This is a genomic window from Pseudomonas sp. PB106, from assembly GCF_009764645.1.
GTDB lineage: Bacteria > Pseudomonadota > Gammaproteobacteria > Pseudomonadales > Pseudomonadaceae > Aquipseudomonas.
In genome coordinates, this window is record NZ_RWIM01000194.1 from 1 (window position 1) to 18,068 (window position 18,068).

At 60.7% G+C, this 18,068-nt stretch carries 18 protein-coding genes; 9 read left to right on the plus strand and 9 right to left on the minus strand.

Annotation, left to right across the window (positions count from 1 at the left end; translation table 11 throughout):
- Window positions 1-81: 81 nt before the first annotated feature.
- Complete coding sequence (locus tag EJA71_RS24285) at window positions 82-858, minus strand: IclR family transcriptional regulator (protein ID WP_158960097.1); 777 nt, start codon at window positions 856-858, stop codon at window positions 82-84.
- A 177-nt stretch (window positions 859-1,035) separates the two neighbouring features.
- Between EJA71_RS24285 and EJA71_RS24290 the strand changes: the two genes are divergently transcribed.
- The 5 genes from EJA71_RS24290 to EJA71_RS24310 all read left to right on the plus strand — a co-directional run bounded on the left by EJA71_RS24290 (window position 1,036) and on the right by EJA71_RS24310 (window position 6,545).
- Window positions 1,036-2,775, plus strand: a complete 1,740-nt coding sequence (locus tag EJA71_RS24290) for an FAD-dependent oxidoreductase (RefSeq protein ID WP_158960099.1) — start codon at window positions 1,036-1,038, stop codon at window positions 2,773-2,775.
- Window positions 2,759-3,592 (plus strand): aldo/keto reductase, encoded by an 834-nt coding sequence (locus tag EJA71_RS24295; protein WP_158960100.1) that lies wholly within the window; start codon window positions 2,759-2,761, stop codon window positions 3,590-3,592. The genes EJA71_RS24290 and EJA71_RS24295 overlap by 17 nt, the downstream gene beginning before the upstream one ends.
- 145 nt (window positions 3,593-3,737) lie before the next feature.
- Window positions 3,738-4,586 carry a neutral zinc metallopeptidase gene (locus tag EJA71_RS24300; RefSeq protein ID WP_158960102.1) on the plus strand — a complete coding sequence of 283 codons (849 nt, stop codon included), beginning with the start codon at window positions 3,738-3,740 and terminating at the stop codon, window positions 4,584-4,586.
- Between the two features lie 120 nt (window positions 4,587-4,706).
- Window positions 4,707-5,594 (plus strand): neutral zinc metallopeptidase, encoded by an 888-nt coding sequence (locus EJA71_RS24305; protein WP_158960104.1) that lies wholly within the window; start codon window positions 4,707-4,709, stop codon window positions 5,592-5,594.
- Entirely contained in the window at window positions 5,595-6,545 is a 951-nt protein-coding gene (locus EJA71_RS24310) for an alpha/beta fold hydrolase (protein WP_158960106.1), read from the plus strand.
- Window positions 6,546-6,684: 139 nt separating this feature from the next.
- On the opposite strand, the gene EJA71_RS24315 is transcribed toward EJA71_RS24310, so the two are convergent.
- The 3 genes from EJA71_RS24315 to EJA71_RS24325 all read right to left on the minus strand — a co-directional run bounded on the left by EJA71_RS24315 (window position 6,685) and on the right by EJA71_RS24325 (window position 8,825).
- Complete coding sequence (locus EJA71_RS24315) at window positions 6,685-7,278, minus strand: HAD family hydrolase (protein ID WP_158960108.1); 594 nt, start codon at window positions 7,276-7,278, stop codon at window positions 6,685-6,687.
- Window positions 7,275-8,144 carry an acyl-CoA thioesterase II gene (gene tesB, locus EJA71_RS24320; protein WP_003228466.1) on the minus strand — a complete coding sequence of 290 codons (870 nt, stop codon included), beginning with the start codon at window positions 8,142-8,144 and terminating at the stop codon, window positions 7,275-7,277. Before tesB ends, EJA71_RS24315 begins: the two co-directional genes overlap by 4 nt.
- A gap of 111 nt (window positions 8,145-8,255) precedes the next feature.
- The gene (locus EJA71_RS24325) at window positions 8,256-8,825 is read right to left on the minus strand and encodes a GNAT family N-acetyltransferase (RefSeq protein ID WP_158960110.1); all 570 of its coding nucleotides are present in this window, start codon (window positions 8,823-8,825) and stop codon (window positions 8,256-8,258) included.
- A gap of 82 nt (window positions 8,826-8,907) precedes the next feature.
- On the opposite strand from EJA71_RS24325, the gene EJA71_RS24330 reads away from it, so the two are divergent.
- Together EJA71_RS24330 and EJA71_RS24335 are read left to right on the plus strand one after the other, a co-directional pair.
- Entirely contained in the window at window positions 8,908-9,828 is a 921-nt protein-coding gene (locus tag EJA71_RS24330; RefSeq protein WP_158960112.1) for a histone deacetylase, read from the plus strand.
- 281 nt (window positions 9,829-10,109) lie between these two features.
- Window positions 10,110-11,348 (plus strand): TIGR03862 family flavoprotein, encoded by a 1,239-nt coding sequence (locus EJA71_RS24335; protein WP_158960114.1) that lies wholly within the window; start codon window positions 10,110-10,112, stop codon window positions 11,346-11,348.
- Between the two features lie 95 nt (window positions 11,349-11,443).
- Here EJA71_RS24335 and EJA71_RS24340 read toward each other — a convergent pair whose 3' ends face one another.
- The 5 genes from EJA71_RS24340 to EJA71_RS24360 all read right to left on the minus strand — a co-directional run bounded on the left by EJA71_RS24340 (window position 11,444) and on the right by EJA71_RS24360 (window position 16,055).
- Window positions 11,444-12,781, minus strand: a complete 1,338-nt coding sequence (locus EJA71_RS24340) for a DEAD/DEAH box helicase (protein WP_007909704.1) — start codon at window positions 12,779-12,781, stop codon at window positions 11,444-11,446.
- Between the two features lie 52 nt (window positions 12,782-12,833).
- Window positions 12,834-13,769, minus strand: coding sequence for a drug/metabolite exporter YedA (yedA, locus tag EJA71_RS24345; protein ID WP_158960116.1), 936 nt, complete (start codon window positions 13,767-13,769; stop codon window positions 12,834-12,836).
- Between the two features lie 281 nt (window positions 13,770-14,050).
- Complete coding sequence (locus tag EJA71_RS24350; RefSeq protein ID WP_158960118.1) at window positions 14,051-14,656, minus strand: PolC-type DNA polymerase III; 606 nt, start codon at window positions 14,654-14,656, stop codon at window positions 14,051-14,053.
- 22 nt (window positions 14,657-14,678) lie between these two features.
- On the minus strand, window positions 14,679-15,158 hold the full coding sequence (locus EJA71_RS24355; RefSeq protein ID WP_016986151.1) for an NYN domain-containing protein: 480 nt from the start codon (window positions 15,156-15,158) through the stop codon (window positions 14,679-14,681).
- Between the two features lie 138 nt (window positions 15,159-15,296).
- Entirely contained in the window at window positions 15,297-16,055 is a 759-nt protein-coding gene (locus EJA71_RS24360) for a DUF2076 domain-containing protein (RefSeq protein WP_158960120.1), read from the minus strand.
- A 178-nt stretch (window positions 16,056-16,233) separates the two neighbouring features.
- Here EJA71_RS24360 and EJA71_RS24365 point away from each other — a divergent pair, with 178 nt between their 5' ends.
- Together EJA71_RS24365 and EJA71_RS24370 are read left to right on the plus strand one after the other, a co-directional pair.
- Window positions 16,234-16,908: a YciC family protein gene (locus EJA71_RS24365; RefSeq protein WP_158960122.1), complete on the plus strand. Its 675-nt coding sequence runs from the start codon at window positions 16,234-16,236 to the stop codon at window positions 16,906-16,908.
- Window positions 16,909-16,983: 75 nt separating this feature from the next.
- The gene (locus EJA71_RS24370; protein WP_158960123.1) at window positions 16,984-18,063 is read left to right on the plus strand and encodes an endonuclease/exonuclease/phosphatase family protein; all 1,080 of its coding nucleotides are present in this window, start codon (window positions 16,984-16,986) and stop codon (window positions 18,061-18,063) included.
- Window positions 18,064-18,068 lie beyond the last annotated feature (5 nt).

The window sequence follows — 18,068 nt, forward strand, 5'->3', positions numbered from 1 at the left end:
AAGGCTGCGATCTTTTGATCTTGTCGTTAAAAATCAAAAGATCGCAGCCTTCGGCAGCTCCTACAGGGGGTTTGTGGAGTGTCAGATAAACAATTCAGAGGCCAGGCTGGCCGCCGACATTTCCTCGGCAAACGTCAGCAACAGCGGCGCCAGTTCATGCAAGCGCGCCCCCGGCATCCGCGCACTCGGCCCGGCAATACTCAGTACGCCGATCACGCGACCATCCGTTGGATGTTTCACCACCGCCGCAATCGCCGAAGTCCCCACCGCTGAACTTTCCTCGACACACGCATAGCCCTGCTCACGAGCCAGACGCAGGCGTTCCAGCAACTCGATATTGGAGCGCGGCGCATTCGGCCCAACGCCCACCGGCACCTCTGCTGCCTGACGCTCGACCAGCGATAACGCCTCGGCATCACTCATGCACGCCAGCCACGCATGCCCGGATGCGGTGTAAAACAGCGGTGCATCGCGGCCCATGTCCGGGTCATAACGCAGACCGTTGCGCGCGCCTTGAGCCTTGGCAATCCAGGTCTGCCGCTCGCCCTCGATCACTCCCAGGCGCACCAGCTCACCGGTTTCCTGCGCCAGTCGGTCAAGCACCGGCTGGACGATATCGGCACCGCTGCTCGACAGATATTGAAAACCCATCGCGACCAGTTTGGTCGACAGGTGATAGCGCAAGGTTTCCGGATTCTGTCGCACGTAACCGAGACGAATCAGCTCGGCGAGCAGACGGTGCGTCGCGCTTTTCGGGATATCCAGTTGCTCGGCCAGCGCCTGCATCGGCAGCCCGCGCGGATCACTGGTGAGGCTCTCCAGCACGCTGAAAACCCGTTCGATTTGACTGCCGGCCATGGGGAAATCCAATTTAAATTTCGCCGATTCTAGAAGACATCCGCAGTAAAGCGAAATCTGGAACCAGTTGTTCGATAACCGCCCGCTTTGTTGGGTTAAAGCTTGTAGGCCAATGGCAGCAATGGTTATTTTCTGGAATCAAATTCCAAAAAAAATCCAGCGCTGGAGCCTTGTTTGATGCCTGCCGAACTTCCCGCTATCGACTGCGACGTTTTGATCGTCGGCTCCGGCGCCGCCGGATTTTCGGCAGCCGTCACTGCTGCATGGCATGGCCTGAAGGTCATCGTCGTTGAAAAGGATGCGGTGTTCGGTGGCGCCACCGCGTGGTCGGGTGGTTGGGCGTGGGTGCCGTGCAATCCGCTGGCCCGACGCGCCGGCATCATCGAAGACGTCGAACAACCGCGTACGTATTTGCGCCATGAACTGGGCGAGCATTTTGACCCGGCGATGATCGACGCCTTCCTCGAAGCCGGGCCACGCATGGTGGCGTTTTTCGAGCAAAACACCGCCCTGCAATTCGCCGACGGCAACGGGATTGCCGACATCCATGGCGACACACCGGGCGCGGGCACCGGCGGACGATCGGTGATTGCCGCCCCCTACGACGGGCGCAAGGTCGGACGCTTGCTCAAGCGCCTTCGTACAACCATGCGCGAAACGTCCTTCATGGGCATGCCGATCATGGCGGGCGCGGACCTGTCCGCATTCCTTAATTTGACCCGTTCGCTGAAAGCCGCATGGCACGTGACGCGACGGTTCACCCGGCACCTGTTCGACTTAGCGCTACATGGCCGCGCGCTGCAACTGGTCAACGGCGTGGCGCTGGTCGCGCGATTGGCGAAATCGGCCGAGGACCTTGGCGTGTTGCTGTGGGAGTCGGCGCCGGTAACTGAATTGCTGCGCGACGAAAACCGCGTTTGCGGTGCAGTGATCAACAGCAAAAAAGGTCCGATCCGCGTTCACGCACGCAAAGCCGTAGTGCTCGCGGCAGGTGGTTTCGCCAACGACATCGAACGGCGCAAAGCCCTGTTCCCACGTACACCCACCGGCCACGAACATTGGGCGTTGCCGCCGCTGGCCGTGAATGGCGATGGCTTGCGTCTGGGCGAAAGCGTCGGCGCGCGGGTCAACAGCGACGTTGCGTCACCGGTCGCATGGGCACCGGTTTCGCAAGTGCCTCACGCCGACGGCAGCATTGGACATTTCCCACACATCATCGAGCGTGGCAAACCGGGCATCATCGGCGTGCTCAGCAACGGTCAGCGCTTCGTCAATGAAGCCAACGGTTACTTCGACTACGTCAGCGCGATGGTCAAAACGGCGCCGCCAGATGAAGAAGTCGCCTCATGGCTGATCTGCACTCATGCCTTTCAGCGCCGTTATGGCCTCGGCATGTCCCGGCCGTTTCCGGTTCCGTTGTCAGAATTCGTCCGCAGCGGCTATCTGAAAAGCGGTAACAGCGTTGAGGAGTTGGCCAGCGCTTGCGGTATCGATCCGAATGGTTTGCGCCAGACGGTGGATCACTACAACCGCCATGCCCGCCACGGCGAAGACCCTTTGTTCGGGCGCGGCAGCACCCCTTACAACCGCAAACAGGGCGATCCGGCGAACCTTCCCAACCCCTGCGTTGCCCCAATAGAAACCGGCCCGTTCTATGCCGTGAAAGTACAACCGGGATGCTTCGGCACCTTCGCCGGCCTCAAGGTCAACCCTCACGCGCAAGTCCTCGACGCCAACGAACAACCTATCGCCGGGCTGTATGCCGCGGGTGGCGACATGGCCAGCATCATGGGCGGCCACTACCCGGCGGGCGGAATCAACCTCGGCCCGGCGCTGACCTTCGGCTACATCGCCGCCCGGCACATTGCCGGCATTACTGCTTTCGAACAGGAGATCGACCATGCAGCACATCGTTAACGCCCAGGGTTTGAACATGCCGAAACTCGGCCTCGGTACATGGCCGATGCTGGGCGAGGAATGCACCCGCGCCGTGGAGCAAGCGCTGGAACTGGGTTATCGCCACATCGACACGGCAGCGGCCTACAACAATGAGGACGCCGTCGGACAAGCGTTGGCGAATACGCCGACGCCGCGCGAGCAGATTCACGTCACCACGAAAGTCTGGTGGGACCAGTTGCAACCCGATGCAATGCGTCACTCCATGGATCGCAGCCTCAAAGCGTTGCGCAGCGACTACGTCGACCTGTTCATGCTGCACTGGCCCACCACCGATTGGGACTTGCCGCGTACCCTCGCCACGTTGGCCTCGTTCAAGGAACAAGGTCTGGCGCGCAATATCGGTGTGGCGAATTTTCCGCTGCCGCTGCTGCGCAAAGTCGTCGAGGAATACGGCATTGATCTGTCCGCCATTCAGGTCGAGTACCACGTCCTGCTCGGACAAAACGCCCTGCTCGACTACGCTCGCCAACACAATCTGGCGCTGACGGCCTACACACCGCTGGCGCGCAACAAGGTTTCACACATTGCCGAGATCCAGCAGATCGCCGCCAAGCATGGCGTGCTGCCGACACAGGTCGCGCTGAAATGGCTGCTCGATCAAGACAATGTGGCGGCGATTCCCAAGGCAAGCAGCAAAGCCAATCAACTGGCCAATCTTGCGGCACTTGAGGTCGATCTCGACGATGAAGACCGTGCGCTGATTGCCAGTCTGTCGAAGCGCGAACGTCAGGTCAGCCCGGACTTCGCTCCGGTGTGGGATGCGTTTGATCAGTGAGTAGGAAAACAGCGTTCGCACGGTTCGAAACGTCAGTAGCAAGATCGGTCTTACGCGCTCTTACACATCTGCCCTGCAGAATTTGAGGCGTGCGGTTATTCATAGGCGAGGCGAAAACGCCCCATCAACCTATGAGAGAACCAACATGCTATGGAACAAGGCAAGACGCAGCGACAACGTCAACGACACGCGAGAGGGCAAGGACGCCCGCACCCTGACAGGGAAAAAAATCGGCGCAGGACTGGCCGCCGCTGCACTGACAGGTGTGGCGCTCTACTCGGGTTTCAACACCGCGCCACGGCCGCCTGCCAGTGACAATTACATCAGTCAGGAGATCGCGCCGGTCGACGACCCCCAACTCAGATTCATCGAATCAATACTGGGCGACACCGAAGACACCTGGAAACAGGTGTTTGCCAGCACCGGGCAACATTACCCCGCGCCCACATTGACCCTGTTCAGCGATGGCATTGGGTCCGGTTGCGGCTTCGCCAGTGCGTCAAGCGGCCCCTTCTATTGCCCCGACAACCAGCAGATTTATCTGGATCCGGCGTTTTTCGAACAAATGGCCGAGCGCTTTTCGGTGGTCGGTGACTTCGCTCAGGCTTACATCCTCGCCCACGAAGTCGGCCATCACGTTCAAATTGCCCTGGGTATTTCCGCACCGTTTGAACGCGCGATGGCCGCCGGGCAGCCCGTGACCGGCGGCTCAGGACTAGAGGTGCGCGCCGAACTGCAGGCCGATTGTTTGGCCGGTGTCTGGGCGCACCATGGGCAACAACGCCACGCGTGGCTGGAACCGGGCGACATCGACGAAGCACTGAACGCTGCCAGCGTGCTCGGCGACGATGCGCTGCAACGCGCGCGGCATCAGACGGTTCGCCCCGAGACCTTCAGCCATGGCACATCGCAGCAGCGCAGCGACTGGTTCACCGCAGGATTCGATAGCGGCCGCGTCGAAGCGTGCGATACCTTCAACGCCGCGCAGTTGTAACCTTGGCAATATCAGCATCAGCGTCAGAACCGGCATCGATCACGATGGTCTGACGACCGGACTGGCGCCGTTGTCGTGCACCAGCAACACTCATCACCACGTACAACAGAGGATTCCCACATGCTATGGAAAAAAGGCCGACGCAGTGACAACGTCGTCGACGCCCGTGGTGATGATGCCGGCGGTGGCGGCGGCATGCGCTTCGGCGGCGGCAAAGGTCTTAGCCTGGGAGCTATCCTGCTGATCGTCGGCATCGGCTGGATCACCGGGCAGGATCCGCTGCAAATTCTCGGGCAGCTCACCGGGCAATCCACACAGCAAGCGGCGCCGACCTCGCAAACCCGCCAGGCGCCACCGGCCAACGACGAACAGGCCGAGTTCGTCCGCTCGATCCTTGGCGACACCGAAGACACCTGGGGCACGATTTTCCAGCAGGCCGGTCGCCAATATAAAGATCCGACATTGGTGCTGTTCAGCAATCGGGTGAATTCCGCCTGCGGTCTGGCGACCTCCGCCACGGGCCCGTTCTATTGCCCGGCCGACCAGAAGGTCTATCTGGACATGGCGTTCTTCCAGGAGATGTCGCAACGCTTCAAGGCTGCCGGCGACTTCGCTCAGGCCTACGTGATCGCGCACGAAGTCGGACACCATGTGCAGACGCTTCTTGGCGTCTCGGCGAAAATTCAGACAGCCCGCCAGCAAGGTCGGCAGATGGAAGGCGCCGGCGGTTTGCTGGTTCGTCAGGAATTGCAGGCCGACTGCCTGGCCGGCGTCTGGGCCTACAGCGCGCAGAAGCGCCTGAACTGGCTGGAACCGGGCGACATCGAAGAGGCCTTGAACGCGGCCAACGCCATCGGTGATGATCGCTTGCAACAACAGGGTCAGGGCCGTGTGGTCCCGGACTCGTTTACCCACGGTACGTCGGCGCAAAGGGTGCGCTGGTTCAAAACCGGATTCGCGCAGGGCCAGGTCGGCCAGTGCGACACCTTCGCGGCGAAAAACCTGTAAATGCATAAATGGCTTCTGGCTTTACTGATCATTGGCAGCACCGCGCAAGCCGCCGGCGTCGACGCAATCAGCCCCGGTCGCCTGCAACTCAAGGCCGGGGAAATGGCGGTCGGCATCGGCCCGGCACCAGAGAAAATCGAGCGTGTGCTAATTGTCATTCATGGCCGACTGCGCAACGCCGAGACCTATCGCAAAAGCGCCGAAAGCGCGGCCGAACTGGCGGGACAAAGCGCCCACACTCTGGTGATCGCGCCACAGTTTCTCAATGAGAGTGATGTCGCCCTCTACTCGTTGCCCGCCACGGTGTTGCGCTGGCAAGGCAACGAATGGATGGGCGGTGGGTTATCCACAGGGCCGAATCCGTTGAGTTCCTATGCCGCGCTTGATGAGATCGTTGCGCGGATCAGCGATCGCAAACAGTTTCCCGAGGTGAAGCAAATTGTGATCTTCGGCCACTCCGGTGGCGGCCAAGTGGTGCAACGTTACGCGCTGCTCGCCAAGGATCAGCCGGCGCTGAAGGCCAACGGTATTCGTCTGCGTTACGTGGTCGCCAATCCTTCGTCGTACGCCTACTTCAATGAGCAGCGACCGGTGGCGTTTGATCACGCCAAGTGCCCAGGCTTCAATCGCTGGAAGTATGGTTTGGCGGACATGCCGGTTTATGCCGGTGGGCTAACGCCGCTGCAACTTGAGAGCAGTTACATCAAACGCGAGGTGATTTATCTGCTCGGGCAGCAGGACATCGACCCGCAGCATCCGGCGCTGGACAAGGGTTGTGAAGCCGAGGCGCAAGGTGCGTATCGTCTGGAACGCGGGAAATTGTACTTCGGCTATTTGCTGCGCCGGCATCCGGAGGGCGTCAATCAGCGGCTGGTGGAAGTGCCCGGGGTTGGGCATAACGGCGACGGCATGTTGACGTCGCCGGAGGGGCAGAAGGCGTTATTCGAATAAGTCCTGTATTGAATGATCTGCCGCCATCGCTGGCAAGCCAGCTCCCACAGTGGGTTGTGTCGCACACATTTTGCATCCACTGAAAATCCCTGTGGGAGCTGGCTTGCCAGCGATGAGGCCATATCAAACAACTGAAATGTCAGGTAAACAACATCTTGCGCAACTCGACACAATCTTTCGCATGCCAATCCGTCAACTCCGGCCAAGGATTATCCGGCAAATTCACCAACACCGTCCGCGCCCCCGCCGCTCGCCCGCAATCCAGATCAAAACGGTAATCGCCGACCATGACCATCTCGCTGGCCGGCACTTCCCAGGCCTCTGCCAACTTCAACAGTCCACCCGGATGCGGTTTAGGTGGCGCTTCGTCGCGGCCCAAAACGTCTTCGACGGCAAAGCAGTCAGCCAGACCAATCGCCTCCAGCGTCACATGCGCCAGCTCCCGCGCATTGCGGGTCAGAATGCCGAGGCGATAGCCGCGCGCGTGCAGATCACGCACCAGTTCCACCGCCCCGGCCGCCGGGATCGAACCCAGCGCCAGATCGCGCTCATGCTCAAGCAACCAGGCATGTTTCGCTGCGGCTTCATCTGCGGGTAACGCCGCGAGATAGGTCAGGATGTCGTCCTCCGGCGGAATCGCCAGCGCCACGCGAATCGCCGCAAAGTCATGCACAGCGACGGTCAGCGTGCCGTCCATGTCGAACACCCAGTGCTTCACATCGCTGAGGCTCATGCCCAATCCTTGCGATGACGAATCAGGCCTTCCTGCGTCACCGACGCGACCAGTTGCCCGGCACGGTTGTACACACTGCCACGGGAGAATCCACGGGAATTGCCGGCCCATGGGCTGTCCATCGCGTAGAGCAACCAGTCATCGGCGCGCAGATCGTTGTGGAACCACAGCGCGTGATCGAGGCTGGCGACCTGCATGTCTTTCTGCCACACCGATTTGCCGTGGGGCAGCATCGAGGTGGTCAGTAGACCGAAGTCCGAGGCGTAGGCCAGCAGGTATTTGTGCAGCGCCGGGATATCGGCCAAGGCGCCGTCGGCGCGGAACCACACATATTTCACCGGATCCGCCGGTTGCGGGTTGTACGGGTCTTTTTCGGTGACCGGGCGTACTTCGATCGGTTTCGGGCACAGCAGTTTTTCGCGCATGTGCTCGGGGATCAGGTGCGCGCGCTGCTGGGTCAGTTCCAGCTCCGAGGGCAGGTTTTCCGGGCCTACCACCACAGGCATCTGGCTCTGATGCTCGAACCCGGCTTCGTCGTACTGGAACGATGCACTGCAGGTGAAAATCGGATGGCCCTTCTGGATCGCCGTGACGCGGCGGGTGCTGAAACTGCCGCCATCGCGCACGCGATCAACCGAATAGACCACCGGCAACTTGGCATCGCCCGGGCGCAAAAAATAGCCATGCATCGAATGCACATGGCGCGCTTCTTCAACCGTCTGACTGGCCGCCGACAGCGACTGACCGAGCACCTGACCACCGAACAACTGACGGAAGCCCAGATCCTGGCTACGGCCACGGAACAGGTTCTCTTCGATCGGTTCCAGGGTCAGCAGGTCGACCAGATCTTCCAACACTTGGCTCATTCAGACTCTCCTCACACAACGCTATATGCCGCGCAGTCTTGGCTGCGGCGGCCGATTCAGATTCTGGCGCGGGCCAATGATATGGCGGCCATTGTAAACGTCCGTGTCGGCTTAGCCATGCAAGGTTTGCAGCCATTGTTCCCGGGTGATGCGGTACAGCAGATGCCGGCTCAACGGGTCGGCAGCGGCGAGCTTGGGGTGATCGAAATCGTCCTCTGGCGCGTGATGCATACCGATCGCCTGCATGACTTTCTCCGAGGGCAGATTGGCTTGCGCGGTGAAAGAGACGATTTCCTTCAGGGCCAACCGGTCAAAGCCGCAACGCAGAGCGGTCCACGCCGCTTCACTGGCATAGCCCAAGCCCCAATGCTCTTTGGCCAGACGCCAGCCGATTTCCACCGCCGGCGTGAATGGCGCATCAAAGCCGACCACGCCGAGCCCGGTGAAACCGATGAACTCACCGCTGTCCTTGCGCTCCAGCGCCCACAAGCCGAAACCGTGCTCGGCAAAATGACCGCGCACGCGACCAATCATCGATGCACTTTCCAGTCGACTCAGCGGCGCCGGAAAATAGCGCATCACCTGCGGATCGGCGCACATCGCCGCAAATGCCGGCAAATCTTCGTCCTGCCATTGACGCATCAGCAAGCGCGCGCTTTCGAGTTCCAGTATCGGCTCCATCATGCCCCTCCGTTTCCATGCCGCAAGTCTACATCGCTGGTAGGATCCTTCACTCTTTCCTACGTTCCCACATGAAATCGCCATGCCACTGCCGCTGATCTACCACGAAGACTACAGCCCCGAGTTTCCGGCGGATCACCGCTTCCCGATGGACAAGTTTCGTTTGCTGCGCGATCACTTGGTCGACAGTGGCTTAACCCGCGATGCCGATCTGCTGCGGCCCGAGATCTGCCCCAACGACATCCTCGCCCTCGCCCATGACCGTGCGTATATCGAACGCTACATGAGCGGCGAGTTGTCCCGCGAAGACCAGCGGCGTCTCGGCCTGCCGTGGAACGAAGCCTTGGCTCGGCGCACGGTGCGCGCGGTCGGCGGTTCGATTCTGGCGGCGGAAAAAGCCCTCGAACATGGCCTGGCTTGCCACTTGGCTGGCGGCACCCATCACGCGCATTACGCTTACCCGGCGGGTTTCTGCATCTTCAATGACCTGGCGATCATCAGCCATTACCTGCTGCAAAGTGGTCGGGTCAATCGCGTGCTGATCTTCGATTGCGATGTGCATCAGGGCGATGGCACGGCGCGAATTCTTCATGACACGCCGGAGGCGATTACCGTTTCCCTGCACTGCGAGAAGAATTTTCCTGCACGTAAAGCGCAAAGTGACTGGGACATACCGCTGCCCAAAGGCATGGGCGATGGCGATTATTTGAAGGTGGTCGACGACACGCTCAACTACCTGCTGCCGCTGTATCAACCGGATCTGGTGCTGTATGACGCCGGTGTCGACGTGCACAAGGACGACGCCCTCGGTTATCTGCAACTCACTGACGAAGGCGTCGCCGCCCGCGATGAAAGCGTGATGCACCATTGCCTGGGCCGCGACATCCCGGTGATGGGCGTGATCGGCGGCGGCTACAGCAAGGATCGCCACGCCCTCGCCCGCCGCCACGGCATCCTCCACCACAGCGCGCAACGGGTCTGGCAGTCACACGGTTGTCACTGAGTTGTGCTGCGTTACCCACAATCGCTGTGGAACTGCCTGTGGATAACCTGAGTGAAAGGGACTGCAGGCCATACTATTCATGGGCTGCAGGGCACTGATCATTTTTCAACCAACATTTCAAGCCAACCCTAATCCCTTGTAGGAGTGAGCCTGCTCGCGATAGCGGTGTATCAGTCAACGCTATGTTGAATGTGCTGACGCTATCGCGAGCAGGCTCACTCCTACAAAGGATCACGGCTGTTAGAATGCGCGCCTTATCCCGCCATACCGCAGCGCACGCCATGACCCAGAACTCCGCCTCCTCCCCCGCTCACGTCGCCATCATCGGCGGTGGCCCTGCCGGCCTGATGGCCGCTGAAGTGCTGAGCCAGGCTGGAATCCGCGTCGACCTGTACGACGGCATGCCCTCGGTAGGCCGCAAGTTCCTGCTGGCTGGCGTCGGCGGCATGAACATTACCCATTCCGAAGCGTACCCGGCGTTCCTCTCGCGCTACGCCGAACGCGCACCGCAGATCGCGCCGTTGCTGCGCGGTTTCGACGCCGATGCGCTGTGTAAATGGATTCACGACCTAGGTATCGAAACCTTTATCGGCAGCTCTGGCCGGGTTTTCCCTACTGATATGAAAGCCGCGCCGCTCCTGCGCGCCTGGCTCAAACGCCTGCGCGACAGCGGCGTAGTTATCCACACCCGCCATCGTTGGCTCGGTTGGGATGAACGTGGCGCACTACGCATCGACAGCCCGGAAGGTGAGATCACCGTCAAACCTGACGCCACCCTGCTCGCCCTCGGCGGTGGCAGTTGGTCGCGCCTCGGTTCCGACGGCGCGTGGATGTTGCCACTGGAACAGCGCGGTGTAGGACTGGCGCCGTTGCAGCCGAGTAATTGTGGCTTCGAGGTGCAGGCCTGGAGCGATTTGATGGTGAGCAAATTCGCCGGCGCGCCGCTGAAAAATATCGCCATCGGTTTATACGACGACATTCCGCGCTTGGGCGAATGCGTGATCACCGCGACCGGGATTGAGGGCAGTCTGATTTATGCGCTGTCGGCGCCGATTCGTGAGGCGATCAATCAACATGGCGCGGCGGTTATTCACATCGATCTGCTGCCCGGCCGGCCTGTGGATAAATTGCAAGCGGCGTTGAGCAAGCCACGCGGCTCGCGTTCGATGGCCAAGCATCTGCACAGTCAGGTGGGGATCGATGGGGTGAAAGCGGCGCTGTTGCGTGAACTCACTGATGCCGCAACCTTCGCCGATCCGGCGCTCCTGGCCCGGGCGATCAAGGCGTTACCGCTGACGTTGGTGAAAACCCGTCCATTGGACGAAGCGATCAGTAGCGCTGGCGGCGTGACGTTCGAGGCGATGGATGAGCGTTTGATGCTCAAGGCATTGCCGGGGGTGTTCTGCGCGGGCGAGATGCTCGATTGGGAAGCGCCGACGGGCGGCTATTTGCTGACGGGATGTTTTGCCAGCGGGCGGGCGGCAGGGCTGGGGATACTGCAATGGCTCAAACAGCCCTAACCCGGTAGGAACTGACGAGTGAAACGAGGCTGCGATCTTTTGATCTTCGGCAATCAAGATCATAAGATCGCAGCGTGCCGCAGCGCCTACAGGCGTTACGGCTTGCGCTTGCGCGGCCCAGTGTTAAACACCGGCACCTTGCGCACAGGCTTGACCGAAGGCTCCGGCGCCTGGGTCTCGCCGCTGTCGACCCACTTGCCCAGATTACGCTTGCCGCCACCGCCCGAAGCTTTTGGCTTCTTCGGTTTCTTCGGCTTCTTGATCACCTGGCCGCTGGCATCGGTGTCCGGCACGCGGTGCTCTGGTTCGAAGTCCGGCTCGTTCTGACGCTTCAGCGTCTGGCGCGTCAGCATTTCGATCGCCGACAACATGTTCACTTCATCCGCACACACCAGCGAGATCGCCTCACCGGTCGCGCCCGCACGGCCGGTACGACCGATACGGTGGATGTAATCTTCCGCCACAATCGGCAGATCGAAGTTGATCACCAACGGCAAATCTTCGATATCCAGACCCCGAGCCGCCACGTCGGTCGCGACCAGAATCTGCACTTCACTGAGCTTGAAACGATCCAGCGCGCGCTGACGGGTGGCCTGCGGTTTGTCGCCGTGGATACCGTCGGCATTCACACCGAGGCCCTGAAGTTTTTCCACCAGCGCATCGACACCGTTGCGAGTCTTGGCGAACACCAGCACCTGCTTCCACTTGTTCTTGCGCATCAGGTGCACGAACAGTTCGGCCTTGCGCTTCTTGTCGACCGTGACAATCCACTGCTTGACGGTGTTGGCGGCAACGTTGCGCGGGCTGACTTCGACGGTCAAAGGGTCGTCGAGCATTTGTCCGGCGAGCAAGCGGATGTCATCGGAGAAAGTCGCGGAGAACAGCAGCGTCTGACGTTTCTTCGGCAGTGCGCGATAGATGTTCGACAGCTCCTCGGAGAAACCCAGATCAAGCATGCGATCGGCTTCGTCGAGCACCAAGGTTTGCAGCTGATTGAATTTCAGCGCTTTCTGGCGGAAAAGGTCGAGCAGACGCCCCGGCGTCGCAACCAGCAGATCAACACCGCCGCGCAGCTTCATCATTTGCGGGTTGATGCTGACACCGCCGTACACCGCGTAGGTGCGCAGCGGCAGGTTTTCGGCGTACTGGCGCACGGCTTCGTGAACCTGTTCGGCCAGTTCGCGGGTCGGCACCAGAATCAGGGCGCGCACCGAATTGGCGGCGACTTTCGGCCCTTCCATGGCCAGCAACTGCAACAGCGGCAAGGCGAAACCGGCGGTCTTGCCGGTGCCGGTCTGGGCCGCTGCCATCAGGTCACGACCGGCCAGTACGGCCGGAATGGCTTGCGCCTGAACCGGCGTCGGGGTCTGGTAGCCGAGCTTCTCAAGGGAGCGCAGCAAGGGTTCGATCAGGCCAAGGGTGGCGAAAGTCATGGAAGTACCGTAGGAAAAAATAACGCAGGCATGCAATGCCGCGCAGTTTACCCTAATTCGTACGCGTTTCTGTGGGAACGGCGGTCGGCGCCACGACTGGCGGCTGAGCAGGCCGACGCCACTGCGGCAAGCCAATCAGCACCACGGCACTGATGATCACCAACATCGCCAGCGCCTCTTCGATCCCGATGGTCTCGCCGACAAACACGATACCCAGCAACACCGCCACCGCCGGGTTGACGTAGGCATAACTGGTCGCCGCCGCCGGACGCACGTGCTTGAGCAGGTACATGTAGGAATTGAAGGCGATGATCGAGCCGAAGAAAATCAGATAAGCCAGCGCCAGCCAGCCCTCAATCGGCGGCACGGCTTGCAGGCGTTCGCCACTCGCCGCACTGCCGATCAGCAGGACAACCCCGCCGACCAGCATTTCCACCGCGCTGGCCATCGCGCCCTGGGGCAACGGCAAATGTCTGCTCCATACCGAGCCGAACGCCCAGGTCGCCGCCGCGAAGATCAGCAATGCCGCGCCCAGCGGACTCGATTGCAGATTGGAGCCCATGTTGAGCATGGCGATGCCGACAATCCCCAATGCCACCCCGGCCCACTCCAGGCGAGTGTTCCGCGCGCCCCAGAAATAACCGAACAGCAAAGTAAACAACGGCACCGTCGCCACCGCCAATGCCGCGACACCCGAAGCCACGCCCGTGTGCTCGGCCACACTCACCGCGCCGTTACCGAAACTGAGCAACAAAATCCCGATGATCCCCGCCGCTTTCCACTGCGCCCAAGTCGGCGCCGGTGCCCCGCGCCAGCGCAGGAACGCGTACATCAACGTGCCGGCAATCACAAAGCGCACACCACCGAGCATCAACGGTGGCCAGTATTCGATGCCGAGGCGGATCACCAGATAGGTCGATCCCCAAATCACATACAACGCAAAAAACGCGGCGATCAGCGGCAAGGAAAAACGGCGCAAGGCAGGCATGGGGGGCTCAACAGTCAGAGTCTTGGGATTGGATATTCTAGAAAGGCTGGCAGGCAAAAATAAGTTACAAAACCCGTTTAACGCGCCGGTACACTTTTGATAAATCAGCACTGAACCCATGTAGGAGCCAGCCCTGCTGGCGATGGCGGTGAGTCAGTTGATCGTTCCCATGCTCCGCGTGGTAACGCAGCCCGGGACGCTCCGCGTCCCATCCAAAGCCGAACGCGGAGCGTCCGCTGAGGCATTCCCACGCAGAGCATGGGAACGATCAGTAGCGGGGATCAACGATAACGCTGCAAATGCTCGCTGACTTTCGCAGCAGGTACTTTCTGCAGTTTGCACAGCAGGTCGTGCGATAACTCACTGACGCCGTGCTTGTGCCGCAACTCATCAGCCAGATGCGCCATCAGGTTGGCCGCCATTTCGGCATCGGCCATGGCCCGGTGAGCCTGGCCGGTGTGCGGCAGGCGCGCGAAGGTGGTGAGGGTGCCGAGTTTGTGGTTCGGCGCTGCCGGCATCAAGCGTCGGGCCAGCAGCAACGAACAGGCAAAGTTCTGTAGACGCGTACGTTTGATTCGGCCCAGCTCAAAGTCCCAGAACTTCTGGTCGAATGAGGCGTTGTGCGCCAACAGCGGCGTGCAGCCGACAAACTCGTTGACCTCGTTCATCACCTGCTCGGCCGGCGGTGCGGTGCGCAGCATGGCGTTGCTGATGCCGGTGAGTTGTTCGATGAACGCAGGGACGCGCACGCCGGCGTTCATCAGGCTCTGGTAACGCTCGACGATGCGGCCGTTTTCCAGCATGACCACGGCGATTTCCGTGGCGCGGCAGCTGCTGTTCGGCGAGAGGCCGGTGGTTTCAAAGTCGATGACTGCAATGCGTTCCAAACCGGGTTCAACTCCGTTCAAATCAATTCTTGAGCAACAGCGCGCCTTCAATCGGCACGTAACGGCTGGCGGCGCGGATCAGCGAGTTGGCAGTCAGGCCGGGCACGCCATAGGCGACCGCTTGCACGCCGTGTTTGCTGATGATGCGTTCGAGTAGCATGTCGAAATCACCGTCACCGGAAGCCAGGACGACTTCGTCGACGTGGTCGGCGGCGTCCATGATGTCGAGGGTGATGCCCACGTCCCAGTCGCCCTTGGCCGAGCCATCGCTGCGCTGGATGTAGGGCTTTAGCTTCACGGTGAAGCCGAGGTTGCGCAGGATCTGCTGGAACTGCTGCTGCTTGCTGTCGCCACGATCGATCGCGTAGGCGTAGGCCTCGACGATCTGCCCGTCCTTGCTGATGTCCGCCCACAGTGCGGCGTAGTTGAAGTGGCAACCATAGGCCTGACGCACGGTGTAGTAGAGATTCTGCACGTCGGCGAACACTGCGATTTTTTTCACCGGAGTTCCTGTGGGCGCGCAAGCGCTCGAAGCGGGATCGGGCACGGGGCCCGAAAAAGGCGCTCAGTATGCCAGTCCGAAGGAAGGTTCCGCGAATAATCGGCCCGAAGCCCTCAGGGGCTCCGGACGAATGGTGAGTCAGACGAAGGAATCGTCATCATCGAGGAACGATGAGTTGTCATCGCTGTAGTCGGCGTCGGTGAATCCGCTCTGGTCATTGCCGGAGAAGCCGTTATCCGCGACACGCTGGTCATCGCCCCAACCGTTGTTGCTCTGGTCGGCAACCTGCGCCGGTTCTTCCTTGATCACTTCAACGATTTCTTCCGGCTGCTGATTGTGATGGAACAGGCTGCTGATGCCCTGCGCCAGCATCACGCCACCAGCTACACCGGCGGCGGTTTTCAGGGCGCCACCGAGAAAACTGCCGCCGGCCGCCGGGGCCGCTTGTTGCGCATAGTTGGGTGGGGCGGCGCCGAAATTCTGTTGTGGCGCGGGATTGCTGAAATTCTGCTGCGGTGCCGGTTCGCGCCAGCCGCCAGTCGACGCTGGAGCGGCACTCTGGGTCGGCGCCGGACGCGGGCTGCCGCCAAAGATGCTGGAGAGGAAACCGCCGCCACTGCTTGACGCCGGTGCGGCGTTTTGGGCCTTGGCCGATTGCAGCTCAGCCTGCAGACGCTGGACTTGCTGGGTCAGTTGCTTGTTCTGCTCGTCGAGGCTCTTGAGCGCAGCCTCTTGCACCAGGATCGCCTGGGTCATGAAATAACCCGCCGCCGGTTGGCGTGTCAGGTGTTCCTTGATCCGCGTTTCAGCCTGGGCGTCGCGCGGGGCTGCCTCCGTTTCGGCCTGTTGCAGCCGGGAAAACAGTCCATCGATCAGGGTTTGCTCTTCGCTGTTCATGGCGACCTCGTAGATTGCCGGGGATAACGTTGCCCTCGCCCACGTTGGTCGAGGTGCTCTCCTGTAATGGAGACAGCGACAAGATGTTTCAACGACCTTTACCGAATGTTTACGTTTGTGTCCCCGCGCACATCATCGGTTAAAGTGAGCCACTGTTTTCGACCTGCGATACCGACTGATGAATGCCTTCGAAGTACTGCGCGACTCTTTGTATTTTTTCAAACGCCATTTGGCCAGCATCGTGCAGCTGTGCCTGCCGCTGGTGGTCTTCGAAGCGCTGCTGCTGCAACTGGTCGATCACAACACCGACCCGGACAGTTTTTCTTCGGTCAGCGTGGTCGTCGGCCTGCTGGTCTATCCGCTGTACACCGCCGCACTGATCCTGTTTCTCGACGCCCGCACCCGTGGCGAAGCCCCACGCACGCTGGACTTGCTGGCGATGTCGGCGCGGCTGTGGCCGCGTTTCGCCCTGCTCACCGCACTCAATACCTTGCTGATCCTGCTCGGCCTGTCGCTGTATTTCCTGCCCGGTCTGATGCTGATGGTGATGCTCGCGTTCGGCGAATACCTGCTGGTGCTGCGCGGCCTCGGCCCGTTGCAGGCGATGAAGGAAAGCCTGCGCCTGACCCGTGGGCATTTCTGGCGGATCCTGCTGTGCATTCTCTGTGTGATGACGCCGTTGTGGTTGCTCAAAGGCGCAACGCTGGCGGTGTATCCCGAGCCGCAGAACCCGGCGATCGCCGTGCTGATCGACAGCGCTCACAGCTTCCTGCAACTGTTCACCAGTGTGGTTTTGTTCCGGCTTTTCATGCTGATCAGCGAATCGCCTGACAAACGTGACAGAGCGGTCTGACACCGCCGCACTTGGGTACGACGACCGCGCTCAGGTATGCTCGGGGCCACTTTCTGTAACGCTATAAGCCGAGCCATGACCCGTCTACTGCGCTACACCCTGCTGCTCGTTGTGCTCGCCATCATCGTGATCGGCGGGTTGATCTTCAGCCTCACTTGGCGCCCCGACGCCCGCGAAACCCTGGCAGTCAGCTGCAGCGGTAATCCGCCGACGCTGGTGCCCGGGCAGGCACTGAAAATCATGACCTGGAACGTGCAGTTCCTCGCCGGCAAGCGCTATGTGTTCTGGAATGACCTGGCGCAGGGCGATGATGAAGCGCCGACGCAGGAAGACATGGCGTTCAGCCTCGACGAAGTGGCACGAGTGATTCGCGATGAGCAGCCTGACCTGGTGTTGTTGCAGGAACTGGATGACGGCGCCAAGGCCAGTGATTATCAGGATCAGCTCAAGCTGTTGCAGGAACGCGTCGCCGACCTGTATCCGTGCAGCGCCAGTGCATTCGACTGGAAAGCCGATTTTGTCCCGCAACCGCATATTTTCGGCAGCGTCGGTCGACAACTGGCGACCCTCAGCCGCTACCGCATCGAACATGCTGAACGCCTGCAATTGCCAGTGGCGCCGGGCAATTTCATCAGCCGTCAGTTTCGGCCCAAAGATGCGTTGCTGGCGACCAAACTGCCGCTCAGCGATGGCGGGCAACTGACCGTATTCAATACCCATCTGGAGCGCGCCAGCCAGCCGGATGGCACCCTGCAGGGGCAATTGAACGCAGTGACCAAGGTGCTCGACAAGTATGAAAGCCAAGGTCTGCCGTGGCTGATCGGTGGTGACTTCAATCTGCTGCCGCTGGGTCAATATCGTCGCCTGCCCGCCGAACAGCGCACGCCCTACTCCGCCGACAGCGAATTGCATCTGCTCTGGGACAAATACCCGATGATCCCCACGAACAACGAAGCCAGCGGCATCGACCGTGCGCAGTGGCTGACCCACTACCCCAACGATCCCGGCCTCAATGGCCCGGATCGCACGGTCGATTACCTGTTCTACAGCCCGAAAATCAGACGCGTTGAAGCGATGGTGCGCCAGGACGATACCTTGCGCATTTCCGATCACTTGCCGGTGATTGCGCGGTTGCTGCTTCCCGCTGCCCCATGATCACC